9 protein-coding genes are annotated in these 18,495 nt (G+C 71.1%); 4 read left to right on the plus strand and 5 right to left on the minus strand.

Translation table 11 applies throughout. The features are described 5' to 3' along the window. Positions 1–135: 135 nt before the first annotated feature. Genes AB0Q90_RS04265 through AB0Q90_RS04280 form a run of 4 tightly spaced genes read left to right on the plus strand, consistent with a single transcriptional unit; the run spans position 136 to position 7,700 of the window. Positions 136–1,059: an alpha/beta hydrolase gene (locus tag AB0Q90_RS04265; protein WP_363158910.1), complete on the plus strand. Its 924-nt coding sequence runs from the start codon at positions 136–138 to the stop codon at positions 1,057–1,059. Further along, complete coding sequence (locus AB0Q90_RS04270; RefSeq protein WP_363158911.1) at positions 1,056–3,089, plus strand: hypothetical protein; 2,034 nt, start codon at positions 1,056–1,058, stop codon at positions 3,087–3,089. The genes AB0Q90_RS04265 and AB0Q90_RS04270 overlap by 4 nt, the downstream gene beginning before the upstream one ends. Continuing rightward, positions 3,086–4,015, plus strand: coding sequence for an AAA family ATPase (locus tag AB0Q90_RS04275; protein ID WP_363158912.1), 930 nt, complete (start codon positions 3,086–3,088; stop codon positions 4,013–4,015). The genes AB0Q90_RS04270 and AB0Q90_RS04275 overlap by 4 nt, the downstream gene beginning before the upstream one ends. Then, the gene (locus AB0Q90_RS04280; protein WP_363158914.1) at positions 4,008–7,700 is read left to right on the plus strand and encodes an SAV_2336 N-terminal domain-related protein; all 3,693 of its coding nucleotides are present in this window, start codon (positions 4,008–4,010) and stop codon (positions 7,698–7,700) included. Before AB0Q90_RS04275 ends, AB0Q90_RS04280 begins: the two co-directional genes overlap by 8 nt. A 300-nt stretch (positions 7,701–8,000) precedes the next feature. Here the strand turns inward: AB0Q90_RS04280 and AB0Q90_RS04285 are convergent, their stop codons facing one another. The 5 genes from AB0Q90_RS04285 to AB0Q90_RS04305 all read right to left on the minus strand — a co-directional run bounded on the left by AB0Q90_RS04285 (position 8,001) and on the right by AB0Q90_RS04305 (position 18,494). Further along, positions 8,001–8,642 (minus strand): aspartate/glutamate racemase family protein, encoded by a 642-nt coding sequence (locus tag AB0Q90_RS04285; protein WP_363158916.1) that lies wholly within the window; start codon positions 8,640–8,642, stop codon positions 8,001–8,003. Between the two features lie 4 nt (positions 8,643–8,646). Continuing rightward, positions 8,647–8,991 carry a GNAT family N-acetyltransferase gene (locus tag AB0Q90_RS04290; RefSeq protein ID WP_363158917.1) on the minus strand — a complete coding sequence of 115 codons (345 nt, stop codon included), beginning with the start codon at positions 8,989–8,991 and terminating at the stop codon, positions 8,647–8,649. 27 nt (positions 8,992–9,018) lie between these two features. Then, a complete protein-coding gene (gene panD, locus AB0Q90_RS04295; protein WP_269663018.1) occupies positions 9,019–9,438 on the minus strand; it encodes an aspartate 1-decarboxylase in 420 nt (139 codons plus the stop codon). A gap of 662 nt (positions 9,439–10,100) precedes the next feature. After that, the gene (locus tag AB0Q90_RS04300) at positions 10,101–16,076 is read right to left on the minus strand and encodes a hypothetical protein (RefSeq protein WP_363158918.1); all 5,976 of its coding nucleotides are present in this window, start codon (positions 16,074–16,076) and stop codon (positions 10,101–10,103) included. An 87-nt stretch (positions 16,077–16,163) separates the two neighbouring features. Continuing rightward, positions 16,164–18,494 carry a hypothetical protein gene (locus AB0Q90_RS04305; RefSeq protein ID WP_363159088.1) on the minus strand — a complete coding sequence of 777 codons (2,331 nt, stop codon included), beginning with the start codon at positions 18,492–18,494 and terminating at the stop codon, positions 16,164–16,166. Between the last annotated feature and the right edge of the window lies 1 nt (position 18,495).

The following is an 18,495-nucleotide window of genomic DNA, read 5'->3' on the forward strand; positions in this document are numbered from 1 at the left end:
GGCGGAGCCGCACATTGACACAGCCCCGCGCCCCTGACCCGTGAACGGCGTTTCCCTCGTGCCGTGCGTTGATACTCTCGCAACTCGCCCAGGCACATGGCTGGGTGACGGAGTTTCGGGGGCTGTGGGGGAACGATGACACCGCGTCTGGTCTTCGTGCACGGGGTGGGCGGGGCGCGCGACGCCGTTGCCGACAAGGACGAGTGGCTGCGCGCCCTGGCCGAGGGCGCGCGGGCCGCCGGGCACTCGCGACGGGCGTCCGAGCTGGTCGGCGGCTCCGTGGACGTACGGTTCGCGTACTACGGCGATCTGTTCCCCGGGAACGGCGAACCGGCCGCCGACGTGGCCGAGTTGCTTCTCGACGTCGTCGACGAACGGCTCGTCGACCCGCGGGACGACCGAGAGGCGCAGGTGCTGCGCCGGGCCCGGGCCCAGATCGCCCCGGAGGGACAGCAGCAGGGCGTCGGCAGCGCGGTGCGGCACCTGTTCGTCGGGGCGAACACGCTCATGGCGCTGCCCGGGCTGCGTACGCTCGGCGGCTGGGCGAGCGGGCGGGTGATGGTGCATCGCCTCGGGCAGGTCACCGACTACCTCCGGCGCGGGCACGTCGACGACGCCGGGCTGAGCATCGACCGCCGGATCCGGGACCGGGTCGCGGCCGAGCTCGATCCGGTGGGCCCCACCGTCGTCGTCGCGCACTCGCTGGGCAGCGTGGTCGCGTTCGAGACGCTGCACGAACATGCCGGGGCGGTACCGCTGCTGGTCACGGTGGGCTCGCCCATCGGGATGCGTACGGTGGTCCGCGCCCGGATGCGTCCGCAGCCGCTGCACGTCCCCGCCGGGGTCGGGCGGTGGCTCAACTTCTGGGACCGCGACGACGTGATCGTCGGCCGGCCCGAACTGGAGCGGTGCATCGCCGCCAACGCGGCGGCCGTGGCCCCGGTGAGCAGACGGGTCGACTCCGACGGCGCCTGGGTGCACCCCGCCGCCAAGTATCTGGCGCAGCCCGGCGTGGCGGGGCCGGTCGTCGAGGCGCTCGAAGCCGCCACGGTCGTATGACGCCGTCGGCCACGCCCCGCCATCTGCTGGTGATCGCACCGCAGTGCCAGGATCTCGGCCCCCTCGACGGTTTGGAGGACGTGGCGCGGTCCCTCCATGCCACCCTGCTGGAGCGCTGGGTGGGCGACTGCGAACAGCCACCGGCCGGGGTCTGCTCGCTGCTGTCCGGCCCGGACGTCATGCAGACCCAGGTGGAGAAGGCGGTCCGGGACGCGGCGCAGCGCGCGGGCGAGGCCGGCGCCGTCCTGGTCCTCGCGTTCCTCGGGCACGGCACCACGCTCGGAGACGTGCCCCGGCTGTCCTTCATGGCGGGCGACTCCCGGCAGGACACCCCCACCACGGTCGTCAATGTGGGCGATCTCCTCGGCCAGGCCCTGGACACGCCGGGCGTCGAGGGCGTCGTCGCCGTGGTCGACACCTGCCGGGCGGGCGGCGCCACCCCGGACCTCAACGCGCTGGGCACCGGCGTCCGCCAGGGCCTGACCCGGCTGTCGCTGCTGATGTCCGTCGGGGCCGCCGAGGACGCCTACGGGCTGGCCTTCTCTCGCGGGCTCCTCCGGGTGCTGCGCGAAGGGGTGCCCGACGCGGGCGAGTTCCTGTCGGCCGAGGTCGTGTGCGACTCCGTCAACGCCCTCGCCCACACGGCCGGGCACTTCGTGATCAGGGACGGCGCGTCGATCGGGCCACGCCCCTGGCTGGCACGCAACACGCGGTACGCGGCGGGCGGGGGACCACTGCTGGGACCGCTCGGCGAAGAAGAACTGCGGTGGGCCCTGGAACCTCTCGGCGAGCGCCCCGTCGCCACTGTCGCGGACCTGGAGCGGGTCCGGCAGTCCCTGCTCGCCCTGGACCAGGGCCCCGCGACGGCGTGCGCCCTGCGCTCACTCGACCGTCTCTCGGACACGCTGCGCACGCTCGGCCTCCTCCGCTCCTGGCCCCTCACGTCGGACCGCCTCAGACGCGCCTTCCGGACCGCCGCCGGCAGTGCCGCCCCTCCGACCAGCGGCGGCGAACTGCTGCGCGACTGCGTGGAGTTCCTCCGTCTGCGCGCCCCCCGGACGGGAACGGGCTCCCTGGCACCGCTGGCCGCGTTCGTCGCGGCACTCGCCGCCGAGGACGGTCTCGACTGCACCGCGCCCCAACTGGCCTCCTGGGCCTCGGCTCTGGGCGCCGGAGTGGAGCTGAACGACGCGTTCGCCGCACAGGCCCGGCGGGCCGCCGAGGACAGACTTCGCCTGGTGATCAGCCTGCACGCGGCGGTCGCCGACGACTGGCCGGAGACCCTCCAGGTCTGGCTGCTGGACCGTGAAACGGCCGTGGCGCGCGAGGAGTTCGCCTGCTCCCCCACACAGTCCGGCGTCGAGGAACAGCTCACCGCCGCCGTGCGCTGGGCCACCCGCCAGGCCCGGTGCACCGGTTCACAGCTCAAGCGCGTGGACATCGCCGCACCCACACCGCTGCTGGCCCGCTGGCGCCCGGAGGAGGCGCGCCTCGGCCCCCGCCTGGGCGTGCGCTACGACATCGTCCTGAGGTGGAGCGAACGGCTGTACCCGCAGGCGCATCTCGGGTGGATCAACGACCTCGCCCGGGACCGGCTCACCGCCATGAAGGCGGACACCGGCGCGCCCCTGGACTGGCTCGGCGAGGCGGACACCGGCCGCGCGGACGAGCTCACCGCGAGGCTGGAGGACGGCTGGTACGAGCGTGCGCTGGCGCTGAGCCACCGCCCGGACCGGCTGGAGGAGGTCCTGGAACCCCTCCTCGCCTTCGCACCGATCGTGCTCTGGCCGCACAGCCCCGGCACCTTGCCGACCGGCTCGCGCGACAGCGTGGAACGCCACTGGGACCGGCTCCCGGGCGAGTTCAGCGCCGCCTACCGCAACGCGTGGCGGCCGGGCCGCGAGCAGGGCCGGGACCCGGACGGCCACGCCGACCTGGCACTCCTGCGGTCGGTGTGGCTGGACGAGGAATGGCTGGACTTCTGCGACTGGTTCGAGACCGACTGGGCCGATGGAGAGAGCACCCTATGACCTGGACCCCCTTTTACGTCGGCGACGGCGAGCCCCGGGACGTGGATCTCGGCGACCCGCCGCCCTGGCGCAGCTTCCCCCGCCGCCCCCGCCACGACCGGTTCCAGCCGCCCCCAGGCCTGGTAGAGGCGGTCAACGCCGCGCTCGCCCTGCGCCGGCCGCTGCTGCTCACCGGCGCTCCGGGCTCGGGCAAGTCGACGGTGATCGAGCAGGTGGCGGCCGAGCTGAAACTCGGTGAGCCGCTGCGCTGGCACATCACCTCCCGCAGCTCGCTGCTGGACGCCCTGTACCGCTACGACGCGCTCGGCCGCATCCACGCGCAGCGGCTGGCGGGCACGGCCGACGCCGACGACATCGCCCCCTTCCTCCGGCTGGGCCCCCTGGGCACGGCGCTGCTGCCGACTCGGCACCCGCGTGCCCTGCTGATCGACGAGATCGACAAGAGCGACCTCGATCTGCCCAGCGACCTCCTCGACGTACTGGAACGCGGCGAGTTCGAGATCCCGGAGCTGGCCCGCTACGAGGAGGACGTCGTCAAGGTCCGCGAATGCGACGGCGACGACCGCCACCCCATCCGCAAGGGCCGCGTGAAGTGCGACAACTTCCCGTTCATCGTGCTGACCAGCAACGGCGAACGCGACTTCCCCGCCGCGTTCCTGCGCCGCTGCATCCGCTTCACCATGCCGGCGCCGACCACCGAGTCCCTGCGCAAGGTGGTGGCCGCCCACCTGAAGATCGAGGAGGAGCACTCCGGTCCCGTGGACGAGCTCATCGCCGCGTTCGTCGACCGGCTCCGGGCGGGCGATAGCCTGGCCGTCGACCAACTGCTCAACGCCGTCCACGTACTGACCGGCAAAAACGCCCCCGACGGGGCCACGGCACAGGGCGTCAGGGAACTGATCCTGCGCGAGCTCTCCCGTGCCTGAGGACCGCTCGGCCTCGGCGCTGGACGAGGCCGTCTCCCTGCTCCGCACCGTGGACCCGCACCTGGATGCCACGGCCCTCGCCGAAGCGCTGTGGCTGGCGTCGAGGATGGCGCCGTCAGCGGCAGCCGAACCCGACGCCGGTGCGCCCGCTGCGGCGTCCGCGGAGGCACCCGCTGATCCGGCAGTACCCGACCCCCGCACGCCGGAGCACCCGGCTCTGTCCCCGCAGTCGGGAGACGCGCCCGCCCGGACTCTCCACGAACGGCTCCCCGGCTCCGACGCGCGCGTCTCCGGCCAGGCGGTGGCCCTCCCGCGCGCCTCGCCGCTCCCCCAGGCGCTGGAGCTGACCCGAGCGCTGCGCCCCTGGAAGCGGCCCTGGCCCAGGGGCCGCCACCGCACGCTCGACGTGGGCGCCACGGTGGACGCCTACGCCCGCAGCGGCGAGCTGATCCCGGTCTTCACCCCGGCGCCGGAGCGCTGGTTCGACCTCGTACTCGTCGTCGACGACTCGCCGTCGATGCAGGTGTGGCGGGAGACCGTCAGCGCCTTCACCGACGTGCTGGACCGGCTCGGGGCGTTCCGCACCCTCCAGGTCCGCCATCTGCGCCCGGACTCCGGCAGCGAACTGACCAACTCCCAGGGCCGGTCGGCGTCGGCCGGACAGCTCGGGTCACCCGACGGCCGACGTCTCGTGGTCGTCGTATCGGACTGCGCCGCGCCCGCCTGGCGGGAGCCGGAGATCTGGCAGCAAGTGCGCGACTGGGCGCGCGGCACGCCGGTCGCCCTGCTCAACCCCCTGCCCCCGAAGCTGTGGCGCCGCACGGGCCTCGACCTGCCGGCGGTCCGCGCGACACAGGCGGTCCCGGGCGCGGGCAACACCGGGCTGGACTTCCGTCTCCCGCCCCTGCTCCCCCCGGACTCCTGGCTGCCGGTACCCGTCCTCTCCCTCTCCCCCCACTCCCTCGCCCGCTGGTCCCGCACGGTCATGCTCGCCGCACCGGACGGCTGCTCCGCCGCCCTGGTCCCGGCCGCGGGGCGCCCGGAATCGCCCGCCCGCCACGAGCCTTCGTCCCGCCGAGGCCCCGAGGCCCGCACCGAGGGCTTCCTCCGTACGGCCTCCCCCGCGGCCGCCCGACTCGCCGTCCTCTGCTCGCCCTTCGACCAGCTGAGCCTGGACATGCTGCACGTGCTGCGCGAGGAACTGGTGCCGGAGGCGACGACGGCCGACGTCGCGGAGGTGTTGAGCTCCGGGCTGTTCGCTCTGCATGCGGAGCAGGCCGGATGCGTGATCCTGCGGGCCTCGCCGGGGGTGCGGGACCGCCTGGAACGGGAGCTGCCCGAGCACGAGGCCCTGCGGCTGAGCCGGACGTTGAGCCGGCGGATCGCGTCGGGTCATGACGGGCTGCGCCGGCTGCCGGTGGTCGTGGCCGGCGGCGAGGGGGCCGACATCGCCGCGGAGGCGACGCCGGTGGGGGTGGCGTTCGCGCGGACGCTGGAACTGCTGGGTCTGCCGCCCGTGGCGCTCGCAACGGAAGCCGAGACCGCCGTCGTGCTGGACGATCCCCTCGGGCATGAACCGTGGCTGCATCCCGGCCGCCCTCGCAACTGGGAGCTCTGGGGTCATATGCGGGACAGGTTCACGCGCGAAGGTCGGCCGCCTGCGGAGATCGACCGCCTCGACAGGACCACGAACGACGTGCTCGCCCGTCTTGAGGATCCGCTGCGTCCCGGTACCTGGCGGCGCTCGGGGCTGGTCGTCGCGGGTGACGGAGCGGGAAGGACCACCCATGCCATCGGCCTGACGGCCAAGGCCATCGACGCCGGTTACCGGGCGGTCGTCATTGTCACCGGCCCGACCAATGCCGAACGCATCGGCGTCCAGAGCCGAGTCGACGAGTGGCTGGCGGACTGGGTCTCCGACTCCGGTGTTCTCCTCTCCCTCACCACGAGCGAGGAGGACGGCGACTTCTCAGCGACGCGAGCCCTGATGCCTCCGCCGCCGGACTCCGTCCCCCTCGTCCTCGTGATCAAGAAGAACCGGCACGTCATCGACCGTGCCCGCAACTGGCTGACCCAAGGTGGCACACCCGCCGCCCGCCCGTTGATCGTCATCGACACGGCGAACACCCTCACAACGTTCTCGGCAGACGACCGGTCGGCGCTGGACAGCAGGGTGCACCACCTGCTGGACGTTTTCGAGCGCACCGCCTACGTCAACTACTCGCGCTTCCTGCCCGCCACCGACGCCTCCGACCCGACGGATCTGTTCCCGGATCACTTCATCTACCACCTCCCGGCACCGCCGGACGGCACCCCCCGCCCACCGATCGGCACCGGCGCGCGCGAAGTGACCGACTACGAGGCCTGGATGCCCGTTCGGCACAGCGCCGACCACGTCCCGGGCAAGGAGCTGCCGGATTCGCTGCGTGAGGCGATCAGCGCCTTCGTACTGTCCTGCGCGGTGCGACGGGCGAGGGGCCTGCGCTCGGGCACCTGCATGCTCGTGCACGTCAGTCAGTTCGCCGAGGTGCAGGCCCGTGTTCGCGAGAGAGTGGACGCGCACGTCCGGTTCATCGCCGCCTGCATACAGGATCCGGCCCGCCTCCAGGCCCAGCGGTTGATGAAGGAGTTCAGAGCCATCTGGCAGTCGGGTCCGGCGGGAACCCCGTGGGCGCAGGTGCTCGGCCAACTCGCGGCCGCGGCCCAGGAGATCACGGTCATGAGGGTGAGCGACGCCGCTCAGAGCATGCCCACGGGCGAGAATGTCCTGGCCGTCTGCGGCGCCCAGGTGCCTCCGGAAGCCGTTCCCGGGCTCACGGTCAGCTATCAGCTTCGTTCGTCGAACGACTACGCACGCCTGGTGCAGCTGAGCCACTGGTCCGACGGTGACGACGAGAACCTGCGCCGCATCTACGCAACGCCCGCCATCCTCGGCATCTACCGGCACCTCAAGACCACGACGGAGGAGCCTCCCCAACCACCCCCGACCGTGGAGGACTTCTCCGGCACCTCAGTGGAAACCCTGAGTTTCAGGCGGTCTCCCGAGGTCCTCCGCGACAACTTCCGGACCCTGGAGAACTTCGTCCATGCCCTCGACACCCTGAGCCCCGCCTCGGTCGTCGGCGAGGGCGGGAACCTGGTCTGGCAGGACGTACGTCCAGAGACGGTCCTCGCGGAGTTCTTGGACCTCTATGTGCCCGACGTCCGTCCCGACCGAGAGCAGCTCGACCGGCTCTCCGCGTATGTGCGTCGCTGCGCGGCCAACGGGGAGCTGCGGAATTGGACCGTCCAGCTCCGAAGCAGGACCAAAGCGACGCACCACATCGCGGTGGCGGGACACCCCGTCGGCCTCGTCGTCCGCAACTCCGTCGCCCCCTCGGTCCACTCCAACAGCTACGCCGTGCGGCGGTTGCTAAACCCCGCCGACCAGGCCGCGGACCTCGACGTCGAGCAGTACGAGGCGGCGCTGGAGCTGACCCGCTCCGACGAGGGGCACAGACCCCTGTCCCCCTCGGCCTATGCGGTCCGTGCCGTACGACGGCCGGATCAGCCGTTGCTGACCATCTACCCGGTCGTCCCGCCGGCCGAAGCCACCGGCCCCCTGACGCCGGTCGTGGGATTCGCCATCGTCTTCCCCTACACACCCGCCTCGGGCCGGGCACGCCCCGAGCCCACCGTCAGCTGAGCGGCGGCCCCGGCTCCGGATTCGGCACCGGTTCCGGCCCCGGCGGAATCGGGGACGGATCGGGCTCCGGCACCGGCCGGGGACCGGGTGGCGGGGGCGGTGGGGTCGGTGGCGTCGGCTGCGGGGCCGGGGGCGGCTCCGGGGTCGGTACCGGGTGCGGCTCGGGGCCCGGGGTGGGGCCTGGGTGAACCGGATCCGGGTACGGGTTGGTCATGGTGTCCTCCAGCCAGTCGTGAACGTCGGCTCCCTGGACTACTCCCCCACGTACCCGGCGCTCGCGCGGCCAGTCACCCGCCGGGGTCAAGCCGACGTCGCGGCACCCGCCCCGGCCGCAAGGCCCAGCCGGGGGCTGGACAGCACCGGCACGGCGGTCGACGTCAGGGCGGCGGCGGGGGCCATCGAGGCCTGGGCGAGGACGATCGCGTCGGCGTGGGTGATCTCGTCGGCCGCGGCGGCAACCAGGCGTACGTACTCGTCCGTGTCGCCCGCCTCGAACCGCGCCCAGGCGCCCTCGACGAGCCGGGTCGCCACCGTCACGCGGCGGTCGCTGCGGCGGGCCTCGTCCTCGATCAGCTCGGCCGCCGGTCCGAGGGTGCTCGCCAGGGCGGCGAGGACGACGATCCGGGGCCCGGCGGCAACCGCGGCGGCGGCCATGGGGCGGTCCACGCGCAGCACCGGCACCCCGGCCTCGGCGGCGGCCGTCTCCGCGACGCCGCCGATGGTCGAGCAGGTGCAGAGCACCGCCCGCGCACCCTCGGCGACGGCATGGCGCAGCGCCGACGCGACGTCGTCCGCCACCGCGTCGGGGCCGGCCTCACGTGCCCGGTCCAGCAGCTCCTCGTCGACGAAGTGCCGCAGTTCCAGCCCCGGGTGGTCCTCGTCGCGCAGGGCGTCGAAGACGGGGACATGGACGGGTGAGGTGTGCAGCAGTGCGAGCGTCATCGGGTCAGAACCGCCCGGGGTGCGCCACGAGCCACTTCTTCGCCGCGCGCAGCAGCTCGGGGTCGGCGACGGGGGCCTCGTCGGGGTGGCGTGCGGCCCACTTCACGACGTAGGGGCAGAGCGGGGCGACGACGATGCCCTCGCGCTCGGCGATGCCGTACAGCTCGCGCGCGAGCGAGCCCGCGATGCCTTTGCCCTCGTGGGCCGGTTCCACGATGGTGTGGACGGGGACCAGTGCGTGCCCGGGGCTTTCGAGGACGAAGTACTCGATGTGGCCGACGACCTCGTCGCCGATGAGCGCCTCCAGGCGGCCCGCCGCCCGGTCGTCGCGGATCTCGATGTCGCTCACGGGCACGCTCCTGGTCCGTCGGCTGGGTCAGGCCGGTACGGCCTGGGGGCTGCGCTCCTGGTCCGAGCCCGGCACCGGCTCCGACGGGTCGGCCCCGAGGGCCACGATCCGGTTGTCGCGGTCCACGTGCACCACCCGCGGCTTGAGCGCCCGCGCCTCGGCGTCGGTGACCTGAGCGTAGCTGATGATGATCACCAGATCGCCGGGGTGGACGAGATGCGCGGCGGCACCGTTGATCCCGATGACGCCCGAGCCGCGCTCGCCCTCGATGACGTACGTCTCCAGCCGGGCGCCGTTGGTGATGTCGACGATGTGCACGAGCTCGCCGGGCAGCAGGTCGGCGGCGTCGAGCAGGTCCGCGTCGATGGTCACGGATCCCACGTAGTGCAGGTCGGCCTGGGTGACGGTGGCGCGGTGGATCTTGGACTTGAACATGGTGCGCAGCATGTTGAACTCCTGAAAGACGGCTCCCTGCCAGCTTTGTGCAGGTCAAGGGCGGTCTTCACTCTACAGGGGCACGCGTCGAAGTCGACCATTGTGAGGAACATCGCTTCACTCCGGGCACAAGGTCCGTGCCAGGTCTTCCGCGCCAACCAGCCTGTCGCGACCCCACCGACCAGGTGCCTGTTCGGGCAGCCATCTCAGGATGCTCGAGACTGATGCTGACCAGATGCTGACTTACCTGACGCTGCATCAGGCGTGTGAGGCCACAGGATGACTCGCTACCCGGGAGCACCTATTGCGGCCCGAAAGATTCCGCGAGGAGCCCACACGGTCGGCGTCAGACGCACGGCCTTCGCGTCGACCTAATAGATTTCTGGGATCTTCAGCTCTACGACCGACGAGCCCCCACTCCCTCGCGACCAGCGAGCCGTCTCGTTCCGTTGCGACAACGGGGCCGACTGAATGCTCAACCCTCTCCCCCTCAATCACTATCGACGCCAAGAGTCTCATGGCAAAGGCAAGCTCAGCAGCGAGCTGGAAAAGGGGCAACAGTAGATCGTCCCGTCGGTACTCGATGGTGGCCGCCGACTGGACGCAGGTGTGCTGGTCAAGTCTCGGTGGGGCCAGGTGCAACCCCGACCCCACCCGACTCGTCAGACCTTTGCCTAAATGACGTCCAACGCCGTATGGAGGATCGGCTCCACGCGCAGGCGCTTCCGGTCCCGGTCGAACACCTGGAGGGCCTCCAGGCAGACGACGGCCCAGCCTGCCTCCTCGGACGAGAGACCGGCCATCTCGGCCGCAGTGACGAGGTAGGCCTCGTCATGCCACTCGGTACCGAGCTGCTCAACGACCCCCTCGTAGGCCGTCTTGAGGGTGTCATTCTCCAGCAGCCCCACGGCGTCGACGAACTGTTGGGCGCCGCTGCTCTGCTCCAACCACGACGTCAGGTCCGCCAGCACCCGGTCCTGGTCCGGTCGGCGATCACGCAGCTCCAGCGCCTTGTCCAGCAGGTACGGCCAGCCACCGGTCGCCTCCGCCAGGCGTGTCAGCCGTTCCCCCGTCTCGCACAGGCTGTGGCGCTGCGTCCAGTCCTTCAGGCTGCGCAGGTCATGTCGGCGCAGCACCACGACGGTGTCGTGGTCTGCTTCGGGACCGGTGAGGAGGCCGGACCAGAAGCCGAGCTGTTCCACACCCGACACGAGGACCACGGAGCGGGTCGCCTCGGCGGCCTCGGGCAGAACTGCACTGGCCAGGTCGAAGGATTCCCGGCAGGACTTCTCGCTGCTCTGCGAGAGATCGCTGATGAGCAGTCGCCGCTCGCCTGCGCGGCCGACGGCGAGCTCCTTGCGGAACGTCTTGGCACTTCCGATCGCGGGCACGGACCAGCCCGCTACTCTGCCCGTCACCTCACGCAGGGTGCGTTCCACATCGGCGACGCCGGTCGCCTGTGTGCCGAGAACGACGCGGACCTGGTTGACGTATTCGCCCAGCAGGTAGTCGATCTGGTTGACGGTGAGCGGGGCGGACCTGCCGTCGTAGAGGTCCGGACGACTCTCCAGGACAACGGTCTCCTCCAGCCGGGACTCCGTCTCCGCCCGCAGCAACCGCGCCTCGATCTCCTGGGCGGTACCGATCATGCGCAGTGCGTTGGGCCCCCGCAGATGCCAGCCCTGCCCGTCGTTGTTGGGCGCCAGGACGCCGAGGCCGACCATCTCCTGCAGATAGGCGCGGAAACCCTCGCTGTCCAAGTGTTCGAAGCCGCGGAGCCACCAGCCAGCGCATTCCTCCCGCAACTCCCTATCACTGAGCCGGGTTTCCAGACCGTTGTCCCGGGCGTGCTGAGCGAGGACATTCGCGATGACGTGGTAGCGGTCGTCGAGGGCGAGGGTGTCTTTGAAAGCCGCGGTGATGTCCGAGCGTAGCGAGGTGTCCTGTTCCACCGCGTCCACATCGGACTCCTCGATCGTGTACGGAGGCGGCGCGAGTGGTGCGCGCGCCCTCTTGTCCTGCATGACCTGCACCATCCGGCTGCCGAAGATCTGCAGCAGGAAGGGCTGGTACGAGCAGAAGCCGAGCACCCGGTTGACGAGGTCGACGTCGGCGAACTCGAAGCCGAGCGCACGCATCGGATGCACGATCAGGTCGGCGGCGAACTGCGGGGCGAGCGGCCCGACGACGGTCGGGGTCTGCGCCAGGTGGCTGAACGGGCCGTTCCTGGCGAGCCGCGTGAAGCGCTGCACCGAGTGCAAACCGGCGAACACGACCTTGGCCCGGCCGCGCGAGTCCTCACCCAGACCACGCAGCCGGCGGGTCTCCGTGCACTCGGGAACGTCTGCCTCGAAGAAGCGGTCGCACTCGTCGAGGAGGATGAGCAGCCGCCGGTCGGCATCCTGAGCGAGCCACCGGGCAATCCCGTCGGTGACCCGCTGCCATGACTCCTGTTGTGGGCCCCGGCGTCGGGGCTCCTCCAGGACTCCCTGCCTGATCAGCTCCTGGTCCAGCGTGGGCCAGATGGCCTCGGCGCCGAGTGCGGTGCCCCGACCGATGCCGATCTTGTCCAAGTTGAGGTAGAGCTTGCGGTAGGCCCCCGGCCGCTGTTCCTCGAAGCGGTCCCCCGCGTCGGCGAGCAGGGCCGACTTGCCGAGACCCCGGCCGCCGTAGAGGATCTGGGTACCCGCCGGATCGTGGATGCTCTTGCGTTCGCGGTCCCGGCCGTAGAACATCTCCCGGCCGATCTGGCCCCGCTTCTCCTTGATGTACGGGTTCACCGCGGAGAACGGCAGCAGCGCCTCGGTCGTGGCATCCACCCGCCGATTGCCGTGCGCGATGAGGTAGGCCAGCGCGGCGTCGTCCACCACCATGATCGGCTTGGTGTCCTGGGAGGCAGCGGCCAGCTCATTTCGTGTCCTGCTGTCCAGCGTCCCGAAATGGACGACCAGCAGACTGCTTTCGTCGGGGTCCTGCAAAGCGCGGGTGACGAGCAGTTTGGCCGCGGGCCGGCCCCAGATCAACAAGGCGCGGAGCTTGCCGCCCCGGTCCTTGATCTGCGATCCGAAGGCGGGCGCCCAGGCACGGCCGGTGACGTGCACAGGTGCGAGTTCGAAGAACCGGTAGTCCTTGCCGCGCGGCAGGTCGTCCAGAGGCCGTGCGCGCCGGGCCTCGTATCCGAGGAGGGCCAGAGCCGGATTGAGGCTCTCGCGCGGATTGATGTTGATACGGTCCTTGGTCGCGGCGAGCGTGCTCCACAACTCCAGGGCCGCGGCAGCGCGCTCGGCCTCCTCCTCCGAGAGTCCTGCATAGTCCAGCACGGCGTGGTCGCCGTAGCGGCCACGAGCGCGGACGGCCGCGATCAGCTCCGCGTCGAAACCGCCCGGCAGCGAGTCCGGAACGGCGGGGAAGAACGCCTCCAGGTGCGAGTCCTCGGACCTGATCTCCGGTACCGGTTCGCCCAGTTCGAGGAAGTAGACGAGTTCGGCCGCGGTGGCCAGGCTGTCAGTGTCCAGATTGCGCAGGACTCGTTCGCGGTCCTCCGCGCTCACGTCCGTCAGCGCGGCCAGCCGGGCGCGCAGCCGGTCGGCGGCTTCCTCACGGTAGCGGGGCAGCAGCTCCTCGACTCGGTCGAGGTTACGGCGGACCGCGGCCAGTTCGCCCGGCCGGTCGTGCTCCAGGTGTACTCGGGCGTCCGCGAGCAGCTCCTGGAGGCTGACGTCCTGTTCGACGGTGAGTGCCTCGTCGGCCTGGGACCGGCGGAGCCGGGCGGCCAGTTGCCGCTGCTTTTCGGCGAGCGCCGCGCGGCGCTCCTTCTCGATCGCGCTGAGGTGTGCGCGACGCTCCTCCGAGAGCGACAAGGTGTGGGCCGCAGGAAGGACATCGAGGTCCGCGAGGTCCATGATGGTGCGAATCACGCCGAATTCGTCACGGGCGAGCTGCTGCTCGATCGCGTCGTCCCAGGTACGGTCCATTGCCTTCAGCAAGCCGTTCAAGGCTGGCTTCTCGCCCGGCACGGTCGGCTCGGCCTTGTGGAGCTCGGCGTCCAGAACCGTCTGAACGTCCGGCTCGGATCCCGTCTCGGCCGGTCGACTGTTCGCGTCCAGCCCGTCGAAGACCTCGGCGAACAGATCCCGCGCCACGTAGGCGGTGGCCTTCGCCAGGACGGCGGAGCTGCGTTCGGCCGCGGCGAGGTCGTCGGCGACCCGTTCGCGCAGGCCGAGGAGGGAGAGGCGCAGGGATGCGACGGACTGGAACGCCCACACGTTCTCCTCCGCACGTCCTGCTTCCAGGCCACGCTTGACCGCACGCCACTGCCGCACGGCGTCCCGGGCGCGCTCGATGCAGTGGCGGACGTTGTTGCGGCCCGACCCCTGGATGCCACGGCCGCCTGGCCCGCGCAGCGCAGCGTCCATCTCGTCGATCACTGCCTCGACCTGAGCCCGGCGAGTGAGGTTCTCCAGCAGTTCGTCGGCTAGGTGCTCGGCGTCCGGGGCCCCGGCCACGATGGCGGTCAGCACGCTGCCGAGCAGGCCAGTCGGCGCCAACCAGCGCTGCACCATGGCGCTTGCCCGTTGGAAACGCAACCGAGGCACAGTGAGCAGAGCCTGGCAGGCGTCCACAGCCGCGCGCAGCTCGCCCTCGGTGTGGGAGACATCGGCGACAACGGCATGGGGCGGCGCGATGAGCAGGGCGCCCTGCAGTGCGCGTTCTGCCACCATGGTAGCCACCTCGTGCAGGGCATCTGGCAGTTGCGGGGCGAGCACCCTCAGCTGCGCACCGGCCACGGGCGCACCCGTCACGAGGGCTGCGCGGACCAGCGTGGGCAGCAGGAGCAGGGACAGCGCGTCGCTGTCGCTCTCCTTACGGGCCTCCCACTCGTGCAGCGCCTCCTCGATGACCTGAGCTGCTCGGCCGGTCCTGGAGTGCACCAGTGTCGCCGCGGCGGCCAGGCGCAGGACTGCGGACTCGGTGTCTGGGCGGTCGGCTGCCTGCGACAGGTGGGCGGCAAGCCCGAAGCGCTTCTCGGCGATGAGCCGGGCGAGGACGGGTTCGACGCCCTTCGTTCCCGTGCCGTCGGCGGTACCCGTGGTGGTGTCGACGGCCGCGGTCACCGCGGGGTCGGCGACGACCCGCCGCTCCCGCACGGGCTGCTGCTCGGCGATGTCTGCGGACCCGGGAGGTCGCTCGGCCGGGACGGAATCGGCGGTGCTGTGGTCCTGCGTCTCAGGCACGCCGGTGTCAGCCTGCGCAGCATTGGCCGCCTCCGGGGGTATGGCCCGCTCCGGCGCCTCGGGAACCTCGGAGGATTCCTCGCCCTGCGGGGCGGCGGTCGTGTCGTGGGTGGTGGTCCTGTGCTCGGTCAGCGTGATCTGCTGGTACAGGACGGCGGCCACAGCGTACGGCGGATGTGCGACCGACAACTGCTGTTGGAGCTCGATGATCTCCTGCTGTGCGTCGGACCGGTCCTTCATGCCGGCTAGGCGCATCAGCAGCGTGAGAATGTGTGCGCGCGCGTCGTCCTGTTCGTCCCACTCCTGCTTCGCGAGCAATGCCTCCGCGCTCTGCCTGGCATCCGCGATCACCGCGGCCACCGCACTGCCCGGAGAGCAGCCTAGGGCCGTCACCGTCTCCACCAGGTGACGGGCCTCGGCGTTCCTCTCCTTCCGTTCGACGCGTGCACGTACCTCGTCGATCGCCCTCAGGACATCGGTGAGGCGATCCGTGACGCCGGTGACGCCGAGTGCGGAGAGCACGACCCGCGCGCGGGAGAACGCCGGAGCGACGGTGGCGAGCGGCACCAGATCTGTGTCGGTGGGCGGGCATCCGTCCAGCAGGGCGGCGCGCACGCGGTCGGCGGCGCCTCGTGCCTCGTCGATGACGTGCTTGAGCTCCTCCTCGGCCGAGGCCAGATCGTCCAGGGAGCACCCTTCACCAGGGGGCTGCTGTCCGTGCTGCGCGGAGGGCTCGGCCAGGTCCGGAGCCGAGATGTGATCTGGCCGCCGGGGAGCCGGGACTGCAGCGGTCGGCTGTGGTTCCTGAGCCGCCGCGTCTTCGTCCAGCGCGGTGAGGTGGTCGAACCCGGGAGTCGTGTCGATCACCTGCTGAGCGGCCTTGAGTACCGCGGCCAGTGCCGTCTCGTCCGCCTCCATGCCAAACCAGTCGTGTTCCGCGGCCCATACGAGCAGTCGGGCGTCGTGTGCCGAAGCCTGGAGGTGGGAGAAGAGCGCGAGGCGGAGCAGGCACGCGCCCCAGCGGTCCACGAGACCGGGGTTCCTGCCGACGGCCCCGGGCTCAGCGACCACGTGATCGATGTCGTTCATGATCCGGGCGGTGAGGTGGGACGCGGCATGCCTGCGGTGGGTCGGCTCCACCCGCTGCAACCGCTTCAAAACCTGCTCGCTGAGCACGCGCCCGAATCGCCGCGGCTCGACCTTGCGGAAGCCGAGGCCCCTCATGATGGCCTGACGGTCCTTGGGCCCGAGGGAGTTCAGCGCGAGTTCCGTCTCGCCGACCGTGAGGGCGTCGAGGGCAGCGTCCAAGACCTGGCCGAGCCCGTCGAGCGTTGCGGCGAGTTCCTTGAGCAGTCCAACCGGTGTGCCGCGCGGGGAGGACGGTGGTTTGGCAACCACGGGGTAGCTGGCGGTCATTCAGTCCCGATCTCTTGTTTCCTGTGATGCGGATGCGGGGGGTGTGGCTTGCGGCGCGCGCATGCCCGGCCGGTCCGGCCGGGTGCGTCAGCGCCGGCGGGAGTGTGCCGTGACGAAGGTGTAGCCGGGTGGCAGTTCCCAGCCGTCCGCCTTTCCGACGTGGCGGCAGTGCTCGCGGTAGGCAGCGCGCTGGGCATCGGTCGGCTTCGAGCCCGCGGGCAGCCTCCGCAGAAAGCCGTGGACGAAGTGCTCCACGCCGTGGACCTGCGGCGGCGCGCCGGCACCCGAGCCCGGCCGTGGCACCACCACGGGGTTCGGCGCGTAACCGATCAGGGCGATGGGCGGCTCACAGTCACGGGCGGGGTGGTGGGGCTCGCCGTCCGCACCGCGGCTGCCGATGGCCGGGTACAGGTGGTGTTCGGCGAGGAGTTCGTCAACGGCCTGCTCCAGTGCGGTGACTTGGTGGGTGGCGGGAGTTGTGTCGTAGACACCTCGGGGGAGGGCGGCCCGGTCGAGGAGGGCATGTCCGTCGGGCGTGAGGCGGCCGAAGCGTCGTACGGTACGCAGGACGAGACGCCGCGTGTCGAGGCCGGCGGACGAGTCACCGTCCCGGTCGCTACCCGGCGCTCCTTCCCGGGTGAGCACTCCCGGGTCGTAACGGTGCGCGATGAGCTGCCCGTCGATGTCGACGGGGTGTTCCAGTTCGACGGTGTGGACCCGGAAGACGGTGCCGCCGCGCGGCCACTGGATGTACAGGCACAGCCCAGGGAAGAAATCGATGGGCCACTGGACGTTCCGGAGCATGCCGGTCTCATCGGTGAGATCCAGAAGCACCTCCTGGACCTCCTCGGACGCGTCAAGCTCGCCGCCGGGATGGCTGAGCTCCAGGCGTACGCGCACGGAGACGGTATCCGTACCGAGATATGCCAACCCGTCCCGGACCCTGGCGCTCAACGGCAGTCGGTCCTCCATGAGGTGGGCGAGACGCAGCGGGGTCTGCCAGCAGACCTCGCTGTCGTTGATCCTCAGGTGGTTCGGCGGACCGATCCGGTCACCGTCCACGAGCGGGGTGTCCGCGGGTTCGGGGTCGACGTACCGTTCGTCCTCCGGCTGTTCCTCCATAGGGACGCTCTGTGCGTGCGGCACCGCGACCGGCCGGGAGGGCGCGGGTGGATGCACCGTGTCATGCCAGCCGCGTCCCGCGGGACGCAGCGGATTACTGTCGTCCGCCTCCTCCGAGCCCGGGTGGTGAGACCGCCAGATGCCACCGTTCTGGAAGTCGTCGTCAAGGGTGATGCGTACGTCGCTCCCGGCGCGTATGCCGTTCTCCGTGTCTCCCCGAACGAAGTCCGCGACCGCCAGGTTGGCGCGGCACACCGAGACCGCGTATTCCACTCCGCTCAGCAGTGGTTCGGCACCGTCGACGCCGCGCAGCCACGGCCCGATCGCCGTGTACACGGTGCGGGAACCGTTCAGGCCGTGCCGTCGGCGGGTGGCAGGGGCCGTACTGCGTTCCAGGGAGCCAGCGAGGGCTCTCAGGTCGTCGCCGCCCAGCGGCCCGTCGTGCCCCAGGGCGGCCCCGATGCGCGTACGGGTCAGTGCGTAGTGGCCCCAGCTGCGCAGGCTGTCGCTGGTGCGCAAGGCGTGATCGACGGTGTCCAGCAGCCCGCTGAGGGCGTTCTTCAGCCGCTCCTCCGTGCCGCCCCCGGCCAGGTGGGCGACGGACACGGGAACGAGGGGGCTCAGCAGTGCTTCGCGCTGGTGGGTCAGCAGGTGCTGCACGAAGGCGGTGCAGTCGTCGAGCCCGGCCTGCGGCACCGAGCCGTAGCGGGCATCGACGACGACGTGCCCGTCCTTGTTGAGCCACTTCTGGCGGGCCCGGAACCGCTGCAACTTCGCCTCGCTGAGCTGCAGCGCGGGGCCGAAGGCCGTGAGATCAGGGACCAGCAGCTCCCGGCGCACTGGGTGCGGTGCCTCCGACAGCTCGCTCGGTCCTCGGACACCGGCCGGTGCCCCGGACACCCACGCGGGTACCTCGGCCCCCTCTTCGACACCGGGGTGGCGTCCCTCCTTGTAGACGATCTCCGCGTACAGCGGGTCGGATCCGGTTTCGATGCGCACGAGTGCCCCGACGGGCAGGGCCGGTACTTCGCCACCCAGCGTCAGGGAAGGGAACACGTCCAGGTCGAAGGGGCCGTTGCCGTGGCCTTCACCACCGAGTTCGTAGCCGAAATAGGCCGCGTTGAATGCGACCGCGGTGTGCACCGGACACACGCGGTCGGCCACGACCGCGTCCAGGTAGCGACGCAACCGTTCCAGTTCCTCGGCGGGTGTACTGCGGTGTCCGCCGGTCATGGCAGGAGTGAGCACAGGCTCGCCGTCGAACGGCCGCCAGATGTCCGGTCCAGTGCTGATCATC

It is taken from the genome of Streptomyces sp. NPDC079141 (genome assembly GCF_040686775.1).
Lineage (GTDB): Bacteria > Actinomycetota > Actinomycetes > Streptomycetales > Streptomycetaceae > Streptomyces.